Here is a 14,077-nt window from a genome sequence, read left to right on the forward strand (position 1 = left end):
CGTTGCGCGCGCCCGTTGACCGTGCTTGGCTCGCCCGATGAACCTTCTGTTGACGGCGAGCGGCCTGCGCAACGAGACACTGCGGGACGCGCTGCGGGACATGCTGGGAAAGCCGTTCGGATCGGCGAACGTCGTGTTCGTTCCCACGGCGTCAGTCGCCGAGCCCGGGGACCACGGGTGGGTCGTCGAGGACATGAACCGGCTGCACGGCCTCGGCTGGCGGGAGTTCGATGTCCTGGAGCTGAACGGCCTGCCCCGGCAGATGGTGCTCGACCGGCTGCTCCACGCCGACGTCATCTATGTCGAGGGCGGCAGCCACTACCACCTCGCGCGCAGCATCACCGGCAACGACCTGGCCGACGGCTTCCTGGAGGCGCTGGAGAGCCGGGTCTATGTGGGGGTGAGCGCCGGATCAATGATCTTCAGCCGGAACCTGACCGGGCACTCCGCCGACGTCATCGGGGACACCATGGACCTGAACGTGCTCGGCGCGACGACCGTGGAACCGCCGTTCGGCCTCTTCGACTGGTATCTCAAGCCCCACCTGTACTCGCCGGATTTCCCCGAGCGGGACGACGCCTGGGCTGCCCGTATCGCCGCGCGGGCGGATTTCCCGATCTACTTCATCGACGACGAGACGGCCATTCGCGTCCGGGACGACAAGGTGGATGTCATTTCCGAAGGTCGGTGGCGGTTCCATCCGTGACTCAACGCGTGGTGGCGAGCCCCGGAGGGTGCAGTGCGGCGCTCAGAGGCGCGGAGCTGCTGGGGTGAGCGCCCGCGTCAGGCGGCTTGCGCGAGGTAGTACGGGCTGACATCGCGCCGTTCGCAGGACGGGACTTGCAGCGGGTCAGGCGCCTCGTCACCAAGGTGACGGCCGCCTCCGCTGAAGGCCGTCGTGGAGGCACTGATGAACAGGGACCGCCTCGCGGACCGAGAGGCGGAGTTCGCGCTGGTCGACGTGGTCCTGCGCGGCGGCCGGGGCGAGGTGCGGGGCGGAGGCCGTGTGGACGGCCGACCGCGCCTGCATGCTCTCCCGCAGCGCGCCACGGCGGTTGCTGGCCGGCCTGCGCGCTGCGGCCGTCGACGAGGAGGCCGTGGTCGCGATGGCGTCGCCGCTGGGCCGCCCGGGCACCGCCGCCGCAGCGGCCGCGGACGTCCTGGCCCCGCTCGTCGGCCGGAACCCGGAGCAGGCGGATGACCACGCGGACCGCGCACTGGCCGCGCTCGTCCTTGTCGCGCCCGCCCAGGCCTCGGTCGCGCCCACCCAGGCCTCGCCGTTCCTGGCAGGCGGGCTCGGACGACGGCCGCGGGCGCTCGACGCCGCGGCCGGGTTCCTGCGTCCGGCGGACGGCTCGTGCACGCCGACGAGGTCGTACAAGGCCTTCGCCGCCCGGAGCAAGCCCTCCCCGGCCGCCGCCCGCAACACCGTGACCGCTCCGGCGCGTTCGCCAGGCGCGCTGTCAAGGGCGATGGCGGCGGTGGCCCGGTCTTCGCCCGGGCCGAACAGAACTCCTGGTCCCAGTGGCCGGCGGTGCGGGCCGCTCGTACGACGGCACTCCTCGGCCCGGCGGGGCGGCCGCTCGCCTCCCGCCTGAAGACCCTGCTGGACCATCCCGCGCAGGTGCCGGCCGCGGTACTGGCCCTCACGGCCGTGGCGGAACCCACCTCGCTGGACCGCACGGCGCTCGCCGCGGCCGTCCTGCGGTCCGCCGAGCAGGAAGCCGACCCGACAGGTGCCTGCGACGCCCTGGAGGCCCTCGGTGTCGCCACCTTGACCACCGACCACCTGCGCCGGCTGTCCGCCGTCGCAAGGCCGTCCGAGCGTGGCCTCGCCCCGCCGCATCGGGACGGTGAGCGCCTCCCCGAGGGCCGCTCTGCACCGGCACGAGGAATCGTCGAGACCTAATAGCAGCGCACGGCGTCGGATGACTCCTAGTCAAGACTCCGAGCACTGACTCCTGTCCACAGGCAGAGGGCTCCGTCGCCGTGCACTCGTGCGAGTGAGCATCGATCACTTGCACCGGGGCATTCATGATCGTGACCCGAGCCGTCCGTTCGACCACCCGCTCCTCAACACGCGAGCCATGGAGCTCTGTCCGAAGACCGGGGCCGTGCGGCCAGCTGGGGCCACGAACAGCTAATCGGATGTCGGGCCACTGAGCCCTCCTATTAGGTCGCTGCGTGTCCCCGCACAGGCTCACATGCTGGGCGAACACCGGGAGAGAGGGGCAGGGTTGAAAATCACCTGCGGAATCGACTGGGCAGAGAACCATCACGACGTGGCCCTGGTCGACGAGACCGGACAGCTCGTCGCCAAGCGGCATATCAACGACGATGCCGAGGGCTACCAGCAGCTGCTCGGCCTGTTGGCCGACGCCGGGGACACCCCACAGAACCCCATCCCCGTCGCCGTCGAGACCGCACGCGGCCTGTTGTTCGCATGCCTGCGCGCCACCGGCAGGAAGGTGTACTCGATCAACCCGATGGCCGTGGCGCGATACCGCGAGCGGTATCGCGTCGCCCGGGCGAAGTCCGATCACGCCGACGCCGTTGCACTGGCCAACATCCTGCGCACGGACGCCGACGTTCACCGGCCGCTGCCGGCCGATTCCGAACTGGCCCAGGCCATCTCGGTCCTCGCACGAGCCCAGCAGGACGCCGTGTGGAACCGGGCCCAGCTGAACAACCAGCTCCGCTCCCACCTCAAGCAGTACTTCCCGGCCGCACTGGCGGCCTTCCAGGTCCGAGGCATCGGCCTGGACTCCCGAGAGGCGCGGGCCGTACTCACTGCGGCGCCGGACCCCACGACGGCCGCGAGACTGACCGGCGCCCAGCTGCGATCCCTGCTGCGCAAGTCCGGACGGCAACGCAACATCAACACCTGGGCCGAACGGCTACGGACAGTTTTCACCGGCGACTGCCTCCACCAGCTGCCCCTGGTCGAGCAGGCCATGGGACGCCAAACCATGGCGCTGGTAAATCAGTTGGATGCCGCATGTCGGGCTGCTGACGACCTCGCCGCCGCGGCGGCCGAGGCGTTCGCTCAGCATCCCGACTCCGAGGTCCTCAGCAGCTTCCCGGGAATCGGACCGCTCACCGGCGCCCGCGTCCTCGGTGAGATCGGCGATGACCGCTCCCGCTTCCGCGACGCACGCGCGCTCAAGGCATACGCCGGAGCCGCACCGATCACCATCGCCAGCGGAAAGAGCCACGCCGTCCACCACCGGCGCGTGAAGAACCAGCGCCTGGCCGCCGCTGGCTATGTCTGGATCTTCGGGGCGCTGCCGGTACCGCAGGTCAAGGAGCACTACGACCGGCGCAGAGCCCGCGCGGACAGACACACCGCCGCGATGCGGAATCCGTTCAACCGGCTCCTGGGCTGCCTGCATCACTGCCTGGCCACCGGCCAGAAGTTCGACCCCGCTAAGGCGTTTCCGGCGCTCACAACGGTGACCGGACCTGCCGCTACTTGACTTCTTACGAAGCTCGGATGTCTGTGGATCACGTCAATTGGGCTGATCCCGGTGTTGCAGCTGACGGCTCGCTGCGACGCGTACGCGGCGGGTTCGTCCGCGTTCGGCCAGCAGCCTGAGGGCCGCGGGCGAGGCCACGATCTGCATGGTTGTGGCCCTGCGCTGGAACCAGTCGGATGCGCTGCTCAGATCCTCCGCGGTCCACGGCTCGCCCAGGGCGATAGTTCTGAGCAGGGTCCACTCGCGCAGACGGAGGGTGAGAAAGTCGCGATCCACGATCACCCCGGTCATGGCCCGGGCCCACGCCGTGAACGCAGGACCGGTCAGCAAATCGGCAGCCCGTCGATCCAGATGGCGGCCCACTGCGCTGTCCGCCATCGTCGTGTCCTGGTCACGCAGGACGGCAGCCACCAGGTCGGCCTCGTCTGCCTCGGCGACGGCCTCGAGGGCCTGCGAGTAGCGGGCGAAGCGCCGGTGCTCGGCGGGCTCGAAGCATGCACAGGACCGGACCGAGGAAACCAGGCGGGGTGTGTTCACCGCGTCCCGGCGGACCCGCGCGGATCGGCAAGTAACCGTAAGAGCCACACCAGGGTCCCGGAGCACGTGCTCCGGGACCCTGACATACGTCCTGACCGCGAGGTCAGGCGGGCGTGATGTTCTCCGCCTGCGGGCCCTTCTGGCCCTGGGTGACGTCGAAGGTCACCGCCTGGCCTTCCTGGAGCTCGCGGAAACCGCTGGCGTTGATGTTGGAGTAGTGCGCGAACACGTCAGGTCCGCCACCGTCCTGGGAGATGAAGCCGAAGCCCTTTTCTGCGTTGAACCACTTGACGGTTCCGCTGGCCATGCTGGTGCCTTCCAGTCGATATCGGGTTCCGCACCGCGCGGACCCGGAGGTGATCGCCCTGGTCCTGCACTGCACAGCAAAGCGCCCACGCCGGAGCGCGGGCAGATACTGCGAACCACGACATCTGAGAGCGACGCTACACGGCGAAACTGCTCACCGCCAGAGAGCAACAGTCATGATCCGCACGGGTCGCACGGAACCCCGCCGCAGACCCATGGCCGGCGCACTGCGAGCCGAGTGGCCGGCGCAGGTCCAGGATGCACTACAGCGGCGAACAGCCCGCTGGGCAGGAGGTCGTGGACCTGGCGCAGAGTGCGGTCGGGGTCTGGGTCGGGTCGGGGTCGGGTCGGGGTCGGGGTCGGGGTCGGACATGTGGGGCATGGAAGCCGATGCGATGCCCACTCCAGATCCGGCGTACCGAGGTCGGGCCACGCCGCCGCGTCGAAGTCCGCCTGTACGAGGCGCACGTGATCGGCCTGCATGGCGAGTGACAAGGCCCCCGATGGCCGTCAGGTCGTCCGCAATGGTCGGTTTGCGAGGCTTACCAGGGCACGGTCCGACCCGAGCCGTCCAGATACGCCAGACCGGGCGTGCCCAGCCTGGACAGCAGGACGTCCACCAACAGCTGGACACTCTCCTCGACACTCGAGGGTGACCTGCGGCCGACCACCGCGAGGACGCGGTAGACCCGGGGCCGTGCTCGCACCAGGTGCGCCATCGTCGAACGCGGCTGGACGACATGGGCGATGGTGTTCTTCAGAATGCACGCGAGCCGCGCGACGCAGAAGTTGCCACCGGGCACCGCCTGGTGGAGCTGGACGGCGCTGATGCTGTCCGGGGCTGTCCCGCCTCCAGGGCCCCTTTTCGAGCCCCGGCTGCGTGCCGGTGGGCACGGGTGACTGTGAAGCACGGTCACGTCCCGGGGGATCAGGCCCTGCTTATCGGCCCCGGTCCGAACTCGGGTGAGGATGCGCTTCCAGGTGCTCCTGGGTGAAGAACGACCGGCTCAACCACACCGGCCGCCTCTGGAGAATCAGCCGCCGCAGAGAACACGGCCGGCGAGTCGCCCTTACTCAGGGATGACCAGACCGCGGGCACGCAGCTGCGGCAGGCAGACTTTCAGGCAGGCTTCCACCGAGGCGGCATCAGTACGCACGAGCAGGTCTTCGTGGAAGGGGAGACCGTTCGCAACGAAGGTCCACGGCCGCACTCCGTCACGCATGCGCTCCGCATCCGCCTTGAACAGCACCGTGACGCCCTGCTCTGCCAGCGCCTCCATGACACGCACCACGTCGACCAATGCTCCCCCGCCCGTTCGAATGGACGGGCCACGCTACACGGCACAAACGCAACTGACTTGACGGCACAGCAACGTCAGGTGTCCAGGACAGCGGGCCTTCACCTGGACGGCCAAGGAACACGATCCCTACGCCAACGACCTGGACGACGCCCGCGTCCTCATCGCACTGGGTTGTGACGTACCCGATCGCTCGGCAGGCTGACCCAATGATGAGTTCCGTGATTGCGTTCGCCGGTGCGGCTTTTCTGATCGCGATGGTCCCGGGGCCGAGTACGGCCGTGATCCTGCGCCGTGCGGTGATGAATGGCCGCAGAAGCGGCATCGCCACGGTCCTGGGCAATGAGTGCGGGGTGCTGCTGTGGGGCCTCGCGGCGGCGTTGGGGCTCTCCGCCCTCCTGCTGGCCTCGCAGGTCGCCTACGACGCGATGCGGATCTTCGGCGCCGCGCTCCTGGTGTGGATGGGGGCGCGCGCGTTGTGGCGGGCGCGGCGGCCTGGCGGGCCGGGTGAGGAACCGGCGGAAACGGCGGCGGTATCGCACCGGAGGGCGTACTGGCAGGGGTTGGTCACCAACTTCGCCAATCCCAAGGCGGGCGTGTTCGCCGTGTCCTTCCTGCCGCAGTTCGTGCCGCAGGGAGCTCCCGTACTGCCGACCTTGCTCGCCTTCTCGGTGATCTGGGCCGTGATCGACCTGTTCTGGTACCTTCCGCTGATCTGGCTGGCGGGACGGGTCCGCGGTGTGCTCCGGCGGCGGTCGATTCAGCGCCGGATGGAGCAGATTTCCGGAGCCGTCCTGGTCGGGCTGGGGCTGCGCCTGGCGGTCGAGTCGTAGGCAGTCGAAGCCGGTCCTGTCCCGTCCGCTCGACCTGTCCGCTTCCGGCCGGACCGTCGAATCCCTGCGTGCCCATCAGCGCGAGGAGTCGGTGCCCGCGTTCGCCGAAGTGCCCGGGCTCCGCTGCAAGATGTGGGCCTCCTGTCCGGACGCCAACAGGTGGGGCGCCGTCCTGCTCCGAGAATCGAAGGAGGCGGCGCGGCAGCGTGGGACAGCTCGGCCGAAGCGGTTGGCCTCCGCGGCGGAGCCCGTCATCCGGTGCAGCCACAGCCCGTACGCCGCCGACCCCATCCGCTCCTACGTCAGATACAGCCGACCTCGGTAAGCCGACTGGTCCACGGCGATCATGGTCTCGGGGCCGGGATAATTGGCGTAGGGTGGAGGAATCCGACGCGGGGTGGAGCAGCTCGGTAGCTCGCTGGGCTCATAACCCAGAGGTCGCAGGTTCAAATCCTGTCCCCGCTACTGATGTCTGAGGGGCCGGCACGATGTGCGGGCCCCTCAGGCGTGTCCAGCCCCAGGACGCGCGGCATTGCCACACACGCGTCGCACGTCCTACTGCGAAACGGGTGCGCGGGCCAGGTACGGCTGCGAGCTCACCGCGGACACAACACACGGGATGTTCCGCAGCACTGAGGGGCCTTCCCTCCGTGCGGTTGGTCACGGTGGGTGGCAGGTCCTAGCCTCGTCCTCGAAGGACCAACGCCTGTAACCGGAGGGCAGCACCATGGCCTCGATGCCACAGAAGATCACCACTTTCCTCATGTTCGAGGGCAGGGCGGAGGAGGCGCTGACCTTCTATATGTCGTTGTTCGACGACGCCGAGATCATCGACATCTCCCGCTACGGCGCCGACGGCCCCGGCGAGGCGGGCACGGTCCAGCGCGCCACGTTCTCGCTCGCCGGACAGCGGTTCATGTGCATCGACAGCCACGTCAAGCACGCCTTCGGGTTCACCCCGGCGGTGTCGCTCTTCGTCGAGTGCGACACCGAGGCCGAGCTCGACCGCCTCTATGGTGCCCTCGCCGGACAGGGCACGGAGCTGATGCCGCTGGGCTCGTACGGCTTCAGTGCCAAGTTCGGCTGGGTGAACGACCGCTTCGGCGTCTCCTGGCAGCTGAACCTGCAGGAGTGACAGAGGTACGGCACAGAAATCCCAACGGAAGATCGTGTGCCTCTGTCAGTCATCAACTACTGAACGTCACCACCGCTCACCTCTACGACCTGGCCCGCGCCGCCGGAACAAGTCCGCGCCGACGCCGCAGACCGGCAGCCCCGCAGGGAGTGCGCCCCAACGTTCAGCGGCTCCTCGACGCGATGACCGACACCCCGGCACTGGTGATCAACGGCCGCACGGACGTACTGGCGAGCAACGCACTAGGCCGAGCCTTGTTCGCGCCGCCCCACGACACCACGACGCGGACGACGCCGTGGCCCTGCCGCACACCCAGGCCGGCCGGAATCCCTTCGACACGGACCTGACCGCCCTGATCGGTGAACTGTCCACCCGCGATCAGCAACGGGCGGTTCCCACTGTCGACGAGGCCTGAGCAATCGGCCTGGACCCGTCCAGCGCACCGGGAGTCGACACTCTCGTGACGGCGTTCTCGCCGGGCTGTGCCCGCACCGTCCCGCATCTCGACGAACAAACCGGTCTCATGCGCAGTTGGACCCGATCCGGAGGTTCGTCGGTCATGCAGGAACCAGGGTCTTAACTGCACAACACGAGTGGTTCCACATACCGCTCACAGTCACAGCCGACTCCGTCCGGTCGGCCGAGATCACAGAGAAATGCCACGCTCGTGAGACCGAGTGGCGGTGGATCTGACGCTGGTTCGCGACAGGGCCGAACAGCGTGTCCTACAGGCGTACTTCGTCCGCTGCTCCGCAACCAACGAACGCGGCCGCCGGGTCACGATGCGCCAGCGCCGCCGCAGTCGGCGCGATGAGCTGGGGCCCGCCCGACGTCAAGCTGCCGCCAGAGTCTGCGAACCCGCTTCCGAGGCCGACATCTGTTGCGGCGTCAGCTGCTTGAGTGTGGCGGTGTCCCCGGGATGTTCACACGGCGGGACCGGAAGCGCTTGAGGAGGAGCGCCGTGCCCGCAGCAGCGAGTAGTACGGCACCCGCGGCCCAGGCCACCACTTCGGTGCGGAATCCCCCGGAGGGATGCGCCGCCTGCTGCGCGGGGCAGGTGGTTGTTCTGGAGGCGGGGGCGACGCGCAGCCGGGCCCAGGGCTGGTTCGGGTGGTTCTTGTCCAGGTCGGGAGTGTGCCGGTAGACGGGGTAGAGGCCGGGCGTAGCGTCGCATCTGAGGGTGGCGGTGGCGGTCAGGACCGCTCGAGCGCCGCGCAGAACGGGCCGGTCGGCGAAGGCGGGGGACGAGAGGGCGATGACCCCGTCCAGTCCCTCGTCGTCGTTGTCGGTGATCGTGATGCGGATGCCGGCACGGAAGGACCTGACATCCCATTCCGACTGGGGCCAGGTGGTGTTCGCCGCCCAGTGTTCCTCCCGGTCGGGCGGGGGCATCTTCTTGACCTTGTCCCGACAGGCGCGACGCGCGGCCTCGTCGTCCGGTTCAACGCGTACGTGTGCCCACGGGGCCGCGTGCTCGGCCGGGCGTGAGGCTCCGGCACTGGTCAGCGCGACCGGGTAGGTGCCGGGCCGGGCGTCGCAGGCGATGGTGACGGCGGCCGTCAGCCGGGGTGCCGTCATCCGCATCCGCCCGGCCTTCAGCAATACCGGGGAGGTAATGGTGTCGCCGTTCACAGCCTGTCCGCTCGCTGCGGTGACGTCCAGCGTGTCGCCGGGATGCACGGACCGGACGCTGCCGAGCGGCAGCGGTGCCGGTTCGGCGGCGGAGGCCGGGCCGGCGGCCAGGAGGGGCAGGAGGAGCGGCAGTGCCACCACCGCGGCGGTGTGGAATCGGTCCATTGCCTCGCCTGTCTGCCTTATGACGCCACGTCAAACCGCATGTGACGCTACGCTAACAACCGTCACGCCGAACACGTGTGCGATTATGTGGATCTGTATCGCCCGCCGTTCGGCTTCCTCCAAGACGGAAAGACACCTCGTTGAGTTCCAGTTCCAGATGGATTCCGGCCCTGGCGCTGGGTCTGTGCGCGGGCATACTCGGCACGAGCCAGTCGCTTGCCGCCACCGGCACTCCGGTGCCGTCCCGTACTCCGGTGCCGTCGGTCCTCGCTGCACCGACGGCCCGTCCGACAGGTCCCGGGGCGGCGGCAGTGTCGCCTGTCCCCTTGGCGACGCCGACATCCGCGCAGCCCAGCCACCCGCCTGTCTCCCCGGCCTCCTCCGGCGGCCCCGGCCTGAGCGAGGAGGAGAAGTACTGGACAGCCAACCGCATGGACAACGCGGTGCCGCTCGACAGCGCACCCGGCCGGGCCCCTCTGGCGTCGGCGCCTCACATCGGAACGCGCAGCAGGCCGCCGGCCGGCACGCCCCGTCCCGAGCACTTCGGCGGCCACCCGATGGTGGGCACGTTCTTCTACGACGGAAAGCCCTTGGGCGGCAAGAGCACGTACTGCACGGGCAGCGTGGTGCACACGGCCGCCCATGACATCGTCCTGACCGCCGGGCACTGCGGCCGCGGTCTGCAGAGGGCCACCCACCGCATCTTCGTGCCGCAGTACCGCGACGGGCTGTCCGCCGCGAACCAGCCGCGCGGCGTTTTCGCGGTGTCGCAGATGTACATCGATCCGCGCTACGTGGCCAACACCAAGAAGCCCACCTCCGACCTGGACCTGGCCTTCGCGCAGGTCGATCCCAACAGCCGGGGCAAAGTGGAGGACGTGACGGGCGCTCTGACGTTCACTCCCACCACCAAATACACCCACAAGGTCACGGTGATCGGGTATCCCAGCTCCGAGAGTGTCAATGTGAGGCACCAGGCGATCCGCTGCCCCGTCACCACCTCGCGCCTGCCCGGTTACCGGCAGGTGCGCATGACCTGCACCGGCTTCTACGGAGGGGTCTCCGGCGGCCCCTGGATCGAGGACTACAACCGCGCCACCGGTACCGGCAAGGTCGTCGGCAACACCGGCGGGTACAACGGAGGTGGCAACGACGCCAACGACGACTGGGTGACGTACGCGCCCATCTACGGCAAGGACGCCAAGAACCTGTTCAACGACGCCGCCGCCCATCGCACGGTGGGCGCGAGACCGCCCTACCAACCGTCGACGGACGCCCGGTTCTGCCCGGCCCGGCGGGCACCTGGACGCACGAACTGGCGATGACCACCGGCAACTGCACCGGAAACGGGGCCATCGACGATCTCGTCATCCACTGACCGTGCCGGATCACTTCACGAAGCGGTACTTCAGGTGGGTGGCAAGGGGTGTGTCGACCACCCTGACCGGCTCAAGGTTCTGCCGCCCGGCGCCCAGTCCCTCGAAGAGCCGCAGACCCTCTCCGAGGAGCACGGGCACCACGTGCAGCTGAAGCTCGTCGATGAGCCCCTCCCTGAGGTACTGCTGCACCGTGCTCGCCCCGCCCGCGATGTCGACGTTCCGGTCCCCGGCGGCGGCCTTCGCCTGGTCGAGGGCGCTGTGGATGCCGTCGGTGACGAAGGTGAAGGTGGTGCCGCCCTCCTTGACCAGGGCCGGCCGGGGACGGTGCGTGAGCACGAAGACCGGGGCCCTGAACGGCGGGTTGTCACCCCAGAACTCCTCGCCCGTGTCGTACATCATCCGCCCCATGACCACCGCTCCGGTGGCATCGAACCACTCGCGCATCAGCGCGGAGTCGCGGTTCTCCTCCCCGCCGGTCATGCCCTGACGCTGCCGCCAGCTCGCCAGGTTGTGGATCCACTCGAAGAGCGGCTCGGCGCCGTCGCCTCCCGGGTTGTCGATGGCGACGTTGGTACCGGCGATGCACCCGTCGAGGGAGAGGGCCATGTCCGCGGTTACGGTCACGATGGGTTGCTCCTGAAGTCCTGGGATGTGCTGCCTTTACTCTCACGTCGATCGGGAGCCGGCGTATTCGACATGCCCGGTGACACTCGACAGACCCGCCCACCAGAGCGTGCCTTCCCGGCGGTTGAACGCCAGGTCGGATTCCCGCCAGCTTCCGGCACTGGCGTCGGCAATGCTCAACGTCATGAATCGACTTGAAGGAAACGTGGCCTTGATCACGGGCGGAAGCCGGGGTATCGGTGCCGCCGTGGCATTACGACTGGCCGAAGAAGGCGCCGACCTCGTCCTGACCTATGAGAACAACGCCGAACGCGCCGGCGAGGTCGTGGAGCAGATCAAGGCCAGGGGGCGCCGGGCCCTTGCCGTCCAAGCCGACAGCGCGGTCCCTGAGGCACTCACCGCCGCGGTGGACGAGGCCGCCGCGACGTTCGGCAGACTCGACATCCTGGTCAACAACGCCGGGGTCTTCCTCGTCGGCCCACTTGAAGACCTGGGACCGGCAGAGATCGACCGCACTCTGGCGGTGAACGTCCGGGCGCCGTTCGCAGCGTCCCAGGCGGCAGTGCGTCATATGGACCAGGGCGGCCGGATCATCAGCATCGGCAGCAATGTCGCCGAGCGTGCGGTCTTTCCCGGACTGGCGCTGTACTCGATGAGCAAGACGGCTCTGGTCGGGATGACGAAGGGCCTGGCCCGGGAACTCGGTCCGCGTGGAGTCACCGTCAATCTCGTGCACCCCGGCCCCACCGATACGGACACCAACCCCGCCGACGGGCCGAATGCCGAGATGATCGCCGGCTTCACCGCGGTGGGCCGCTATGCGGAAGCGGCCGAGATTGCGGCCACCGTCGCCCACCTGGCCAGTGCGGACGGCGCGTACATCACCGGAGCCTCGATCCACGTCGACGGCGGCTTCACCGCGTGACGAACGAGCTCCACTCCACCACCAACTCTTCGCCGGCCGCAGCCACGAACGGGCCTGCCGCCTCATCACCCACCGACAACTCGGCTCAATGCGGAGGCCGTTGCTAGCACGGTCAGAGTTCCGTCTTCTTCGGCCTGGTGGTGTACGTGCCACAGCAGATACACCTTGGCAGGTCCGCTCATGTTGTTTCACCCTCTCTGTTTCCTTCGATGAAGCGGGCCCGCGCCCCACGCCAGGACATCCCGTGTCCGTGTTCACGCGTCGAGAGTCTTCTTCAGCGCGGCCAGGCCCTCGGCGTAGATGCCATGGAACAGGGTGATCGCTTCGTCGTCGCTTGTCCCTGCCGGTGTGAAGGTGCCGGACCACTCCACACGGCTCTGCCCGCCGGACACTTCATGCACGGTGAGGGTCGAGCGGTAGTCGGTGACAGGGAACGGGGCCTGGAGAATGGAGTAGCTGTACGTGCGCGCCTGGTTGTCGAACGCTTCGAGGCGTTCGACGATGACGCCGCCTTCCTCGTTCGCGAGGCTACGGACACGACCACCCTCACTGAGCGTGCTCGCGGGAATGTAGGGCAGCCAGTCGGGCAGGGAGTCGAAGCCGCCGATGAGCTGCCAGACGCGCGCGGCGGGCACGGGGATGTCGATGGTTGCGGTCGTGGTGGCCATGGTCGTCTCCTGAACAGGTGAGGTGGAGGTCAGGCGCTGGGTACGGGGGCGTCCTGAGCGATCAGCCCTTCCGTGCGCAGAGCCGTCCAGAAGGCCGCCGGGACCCTCTCGCCGAGTGCGGCGGCGTCCTCTGCGATGCGGCTCGGCCGGGAGGCGCCGGGGATGGCGGCGGCGACCGCGGGGTGAGCAAGGGAGAACTGCAGCGCTGCCGCCTTGATGCCGACGCCGCGCTGGCCTGCGAGTGCCTTGATGCGCTCCACCTTGACGATGACCGGGGCGGGGGCCTTCTGGTACTCGAAGTGCTGCCCGCCGGCCAGGATGCCGGAGCTGTACGGTCCGCCGACGACGATGTCGACGTTCTGGGCCTTCGCGGCCGGCAGCAGCCGCTGCAAGGCGCGCTCGTGGTCGAGCAGCGTGTAGCGGCCGGCGAGGAGGAACGCGTCCGGCTTCGGCTCGTCGAGGTCCAGCGTCAGCTCCAGGGGCTCGACCCGGTTGACCCCAAGGCCCCAGGCCCTGATCACGCCTTCGCCGCGCAGCCTCTGCAGCACCCGGAATGCGCCGGTACGGGCGGTCTCGTAAGCGGCCAGCCACTCGTCGCCGTAGAAGTCCTGCGCGACATCGTGCACCCACACGATGTCGAGGCGGTCTGTCTTCAGTCGCTTGAGGCTGTCCTCGATGGAGCGCAGCGTGGCGTCGGCCGAGTAGTCGTTGACGATCTTGTTGGGGCGTCCGTGTTCGAACAGTCCGCCCTTCTCGCCCAGGTCGCGGGCGGCGGGATCCTCGATCTCGTCGAGGATGACGCGGCCGACCTTCGTGCTCAGGACGAACTCGTCGCGGGGGCGTCCGGCCAGGGCTTCACCGAGCCGGATCTCGGACAGGCCCGCGCCGTAGAAGGGCGCGGTGTCGAAGTAGCGGATGCCGTTGTCCCAGGCGGCGTCCACGGTGGCCGCGGCCTCCTCGTCGGGGATGGCCCGGAACATGTTGCCCAGCGGTGCGGTGCCGAAGCCCAGGCGGCCGGGCAGGAAGGACTTGATGGCCATGGTGCGGATCCTTGCTGTACAAGTGGCGACGGATATGCCTGATGCGCCGTTCGCGCAAT

At 68.7% G+C, this 14,077-nt stretch carries 17 protein-coding genes, 1 tRNA gene and 1 pseudogene; 10 read left to right on the forward strand and 9 right to left on the reverse strand.

What is annotated here, in order from left to right; genetic code table 11:
• Positions 1-37: 37 nt before the first annotated feature.
• The 4 genes from ACZ7M2_RS21680 (at position 38) to ACZ7M2_RS21695 (ending at position 3,476) form a co-directional block, all read left to right on the forward strand.
• Entirely contained in the window at positions 38-706 is a 669-nt protein-coding gene (locus ACZ7M2_RS21680; RefSeq protein WP_471596629.1) for a Type 1 glutamine amidotransferase-like domain-containing protein, read from the forward strand.
• A 322-nt stretch (positions 707-1,028) separates the two neighbouring features.
• Positions 1,029-1,598 carry a hypothetical protein gene (locus ACZ7M2_RS21685; RefSeq protein WP_471596630.1) on the forward strand — a complete coding sequence of 190 codons (570 nt, stop codon included), beginning with the start codon at positions 1,029-1,031 and terminating at the stop codon, positions 1,596-1,598.
• A 26-nt stretch (positions 1,599-1,624) separates the two neighbouring features.
• Positions 1,625-1,909 carry a hypothetical protein gene (locus ACZ7M2_RS21690; RefSeq protein ID WP_471596631.1) on the forward strand — a complete coding sequence of 95 codons (285 nt, stop codon included), beginning with the start codon at positions 1,625-1,627 and terminating at the stop codon, positions 1,907-1,909.
• Positions 1,910-2,204: 295 nt separating this feature from the next.
• A complete protein-coding gene (locus ACZ7M2_RS21695) occupies positions 2,205-3,476 on the forward strand; it encodes an IS110 family RNA-guided transposase (RefSeq protein WP_471596632.1) in 1,272 nt (423 codons plus the stop codon).
• Positions 3,477-3,509: 33 nt separating this feature from the next.
• Here ACZ7M2_RS21695 and ACZ7M2_RS21700 read toward each other — a convergent pair whose 3' ends face one another.
• From ACZ7M2_RS21700 to ACZ7M2_RS21715, 4 genes and pseudogenes are all read right to left on the reverse strand, one after another.
• Complete coding sequence (locus tag ACZ7M2_RS21700) at positions 3,510-4,013, reverse strand: hypothetical protein (protein WP_471596633.1); 504 nt, start codon at positions 4,011-4,013, stop codon at positions 3,510-3,512.
• 103 nt (positions 4,014-4,116) lie between these two features.
• Positions 4,117-4,320, reverse strand: coding sequence for a cold-shock protein (locus ACZ7M2_RS21705; RefSeq protein WP_060899524.1), 204 nt, complete (start codon positions 4,318-4,320; stop codon positions 4,117-4,119).
• 541 nt (positions 4,321-4,861) lie between these two features.
• Positions 4,862-4,972: pseudogene (locus tag ACZ7M2_RS21710) on the reverse strand (3-oxoacyl-ACP reductase); the annotation flags it as partial.
• Between the two features lie 417 nt (positions 4,973-5,389).
• The gene (locus ACZ7M2_RS21715; protein ID WP_075030206.1) at positions 5,390-5,599 is read right to left on the reverse strand and encodes a hypothetical protein; all 210 of its coding nucleotides are present in this window, start codon (positions 5,597-5,599) and stop codon (positions 5,390-5,392) included.
• Positions 5,600-5,829: 230 nt separating this feature from the next.
• On the opposite strand from ACZ7M2_RS21715, the gene ACZ7M2_RS21720 reads away from it, so the two are divergent.
• From ACZ7M2_RS21720 to ACZ7M2_RS21735, 4 genes are all read left to right on the forward strand, one after another.
• Positions 5,830-6,450, forward strand: coding sequence for a LysE family translocator (locus tag ACZ7M2_RS21720; protein WP_471596634.1), 621 nt, complete (start codon positions 5,830-5,832; stop codon positions 6,448-6,450).
• Between the two features lie 391 nt (positions 6,451-6,841).
• A tRNA-Met gene (locus ACZ7M2_RS21725) sits at positions 6,842-6,915 on the forward strand.
• A gap of 271 nt (positions 6,916-7,186) precedes the next feature.
• Complete coding sequence (locus ACZ7M2_RS21730) at positions 7,187-7,585, forward strand: VOC family protein (protein WP_471596635.1); 399 nt, start codon at positions 7,187-7,189, stop codon at positions 7,583-7,585.
• Positions 7,586-7,734: 149 nt separating this feature from the next.
• Entirely contained in the window at positions 7,735-7,932 is a 198-nt protein-coding gene (locus ACZ7M2_RS21735) for an MmyB family transcriptional regulator (RefSeq protein ID WP_471596636.1), read from the forward strand.
• Between the two features lie 541 nt (positions 7,933-8,473).
• On the opposite strand, the gene ACZ7M2_RS21740 is transcribed toward ACZ7M2_RS21735, so the two are convergent.
• On the reverse strand, positions 8,474-9,382 hold the full coding sequence (locus tag ACZ7M2_RS21740) for a hypothetical protein (RefSeq protein WP_471596637.1): 909 nt from the start codon (positions 9,380-9,382) through the stop codon (positions 8,474-8,476).
• A gap of 326 nt (positions 9,383-9,708) precedes the next feature.
• Here ACZ7M2_RS21740 and ACZ7M2_RS21745 point away from each other — a divergent pair, with 326 nt between their 5' ends.
• Positions 9,709-10,707, forward strand: a complete 999-nt coding sequence (locus ACZ7M2_RS21745) for a trypsin-like serine peptidase (RefSeq protein WP_471596638.1) — start codon at positions 9,709-9,711, stop codon at positions 10,705-10,707.
• 63 nt (positions 10,708-10,770) lie between these two features.
• On the opposite strand, the gene ACZ7M2_RS21750 is transcribed toward ACZ7M2_RS21745, so the two are convergent.
• Together ACZ7M2_RS21750 and ACZ7M2_RS21755 are read right to left on the reverse strand one after the other, a co-directional pair.
• Positions 10,771-11,385 (reverse strand): dihydrofolate reductase family protein, encoded by a 615-nt coding sequence (locus tag ACZ7M2_RS21750; protein WP_471596639.1) that lies wholly within the window; start codon positions 11,383-11,385, stop codon positions 10,771-10,773.
• 42 nt (positions 11,386-11,427) lie between these two features.
• A complete protein-coding gene (locus tag ACZ7M2_RS21755; RefSeq protein ID WP_471596640.1) occupies positions 11,428-11,571 on the reverse strand; it encodes a hypothetical protein in 144 nt (47 codons plus the stop codon).
• Here ACZ7M2_RS21755 and ACZ7M2_RS21760 point away from each other — a divergent pair.
• Positions 11,570-12,310, forward strand: a complete 741-nt coding sequence (locus ACZ7M2_RS21760; RefSeq protein WP_471596641.1) for an SDR family NAD(P)-dependent oxidoreductase — start codon at positions 11,570-11,572, stop codon at positions 12,308-12,310. The two genes, ACZ7M2_RS21755 and ACZ7M2_RS21760, sit on opposite strands and share 2 nt — an antisense overlap.
• Before the next feature lie 254 nt (positions 12,311-12,564).
• Here the strand turns inward: ACZ7M2_RS21760 and ACZ7M2_RS21765 are convergent, their stop codons facing one another.
• Both ACZ7M2_RS21765 and ACZ7M2_RS21770 read right to left on the reverse strand, forming a co-directional pair.
• On the reverse strand, positions 12,565-12,978 hold the full coding sequence (locus ACZ7M2_RS21765) for an SRPBCC family protein (protein ID WP_471596642.1): 414 nt from the start codon (positions 12,976-12,978) through the stop codon (positions 12,565-12,567).
• Between the two features lie 29 nt (positions 12,979-13,007).
• Positions 13,008-14,018, reverse strand: coding sequence for an aldo/keto reductase (locus ACZ7M2_RS21770; protein WP_471596643.1), 1,011 nt, complete (start codon positions 14,016-14,018; stop codon positions 13,008-13,010).
• Between the last annotated feature and the right edge of the window lie 59 nt (positions 14,019-14,077).

The organism is Streptomyces sp. NPDC111507 (assembly GCF_055638955.1).

Excerpts from the sequence above, each read along its gene's own strand:
- ACZ7M2_RS21680 (WP_471596629.1), top strand. The coding sequence starts at position 38 with ATGAACCTTCTGTTGACGGCGAGCGGCCTGCGCAACGAGACACTGCGG.
- ACZ7M2_RS21685 (WP_471596630.1), top strand. The coding sequence starts at position 1,029 with ATGCTCTCCCGCAGCGCGCCACGGCGGTTGCTGGCCGGCCTGCGCGCT.
- ACZ7M2_RS21695 (WP_471596632.1), top strand. The coding sequence starts at position 2,205 with ATGCTGGGCGAACACCGGGAGAGAGGGGCAGGGTTGAAAATCACCTGC.
- ACZ7M2_RS21705 (WP_060899524.1), bottom strand. The coding sequence starts at position 4,320 with ATGGCCAGCGGAACCGTCAAGTGGTTCAACGCAGAAAAGGGCTTCGGC.
- ACZ7M2_RS21715 (WP_075030206.1), bottom strand. The coding sequence starts at position 5,599 with ATGGAGGCGCTGGCAGAGCAGGGCGTCACGGTGCTGTTCAAGGCGGAT.
- ACZ7M2_RS21720 (WP_471596634.1), top strand. The coding sequence starts at position 5,830 with ATGAGTTCCGTGATTGCGTTCGCCGGTGCGGCTTTTCTGATCGCGATG.
- ACZ7M2_RS21730 (WP_471596635.1), top strand. The coding sequence starts at position 7,187 with ATGCCACAGAAGATCACCACTTTCCTCATGTTCGAGGGCAGGGCGGAG.
- ACZ7M2_RS21740 (WP_471596637.1), bottom strand. The coding sequence starts at position 9,382 with ATGGACCGATTCCACACCGCCGCGGTGGTGGCACTGCCGCTCCTCCTG.
- ACZ7M2_RS21760 (WP_471596641.1), top strand. The coding sequence starts at position 11,570 with ATGAATCGACTTGAAGGAAACGTGGCCTTGATCACGGGCGGAAGCCGG.
- ACZ7M2_RS21755 (WP_471596640.1), bottom strand. The coding sequence starts at position 11,571 with ATGACGTTGAGCATTGCCGACGCCAGTGCCGGAAGCTGGCGGGAATCC.
- ACZ7M2_RS21765 (WP_471596642.1), bottom strand. The coding sequence starts at position 12,978 with ATGGCCACCACGACCGCAACCATCGACATCCCCGTGCCCGCCGCGCGC.
- ACZ7M2_RS21770 (WP_471596643.1), bottom strand. The coding sequence starts at position 14,018 with ATGGCCATCAAGTCCTTCCTGCCCGGCCGCCTGGGCTTCGGCACCGCA.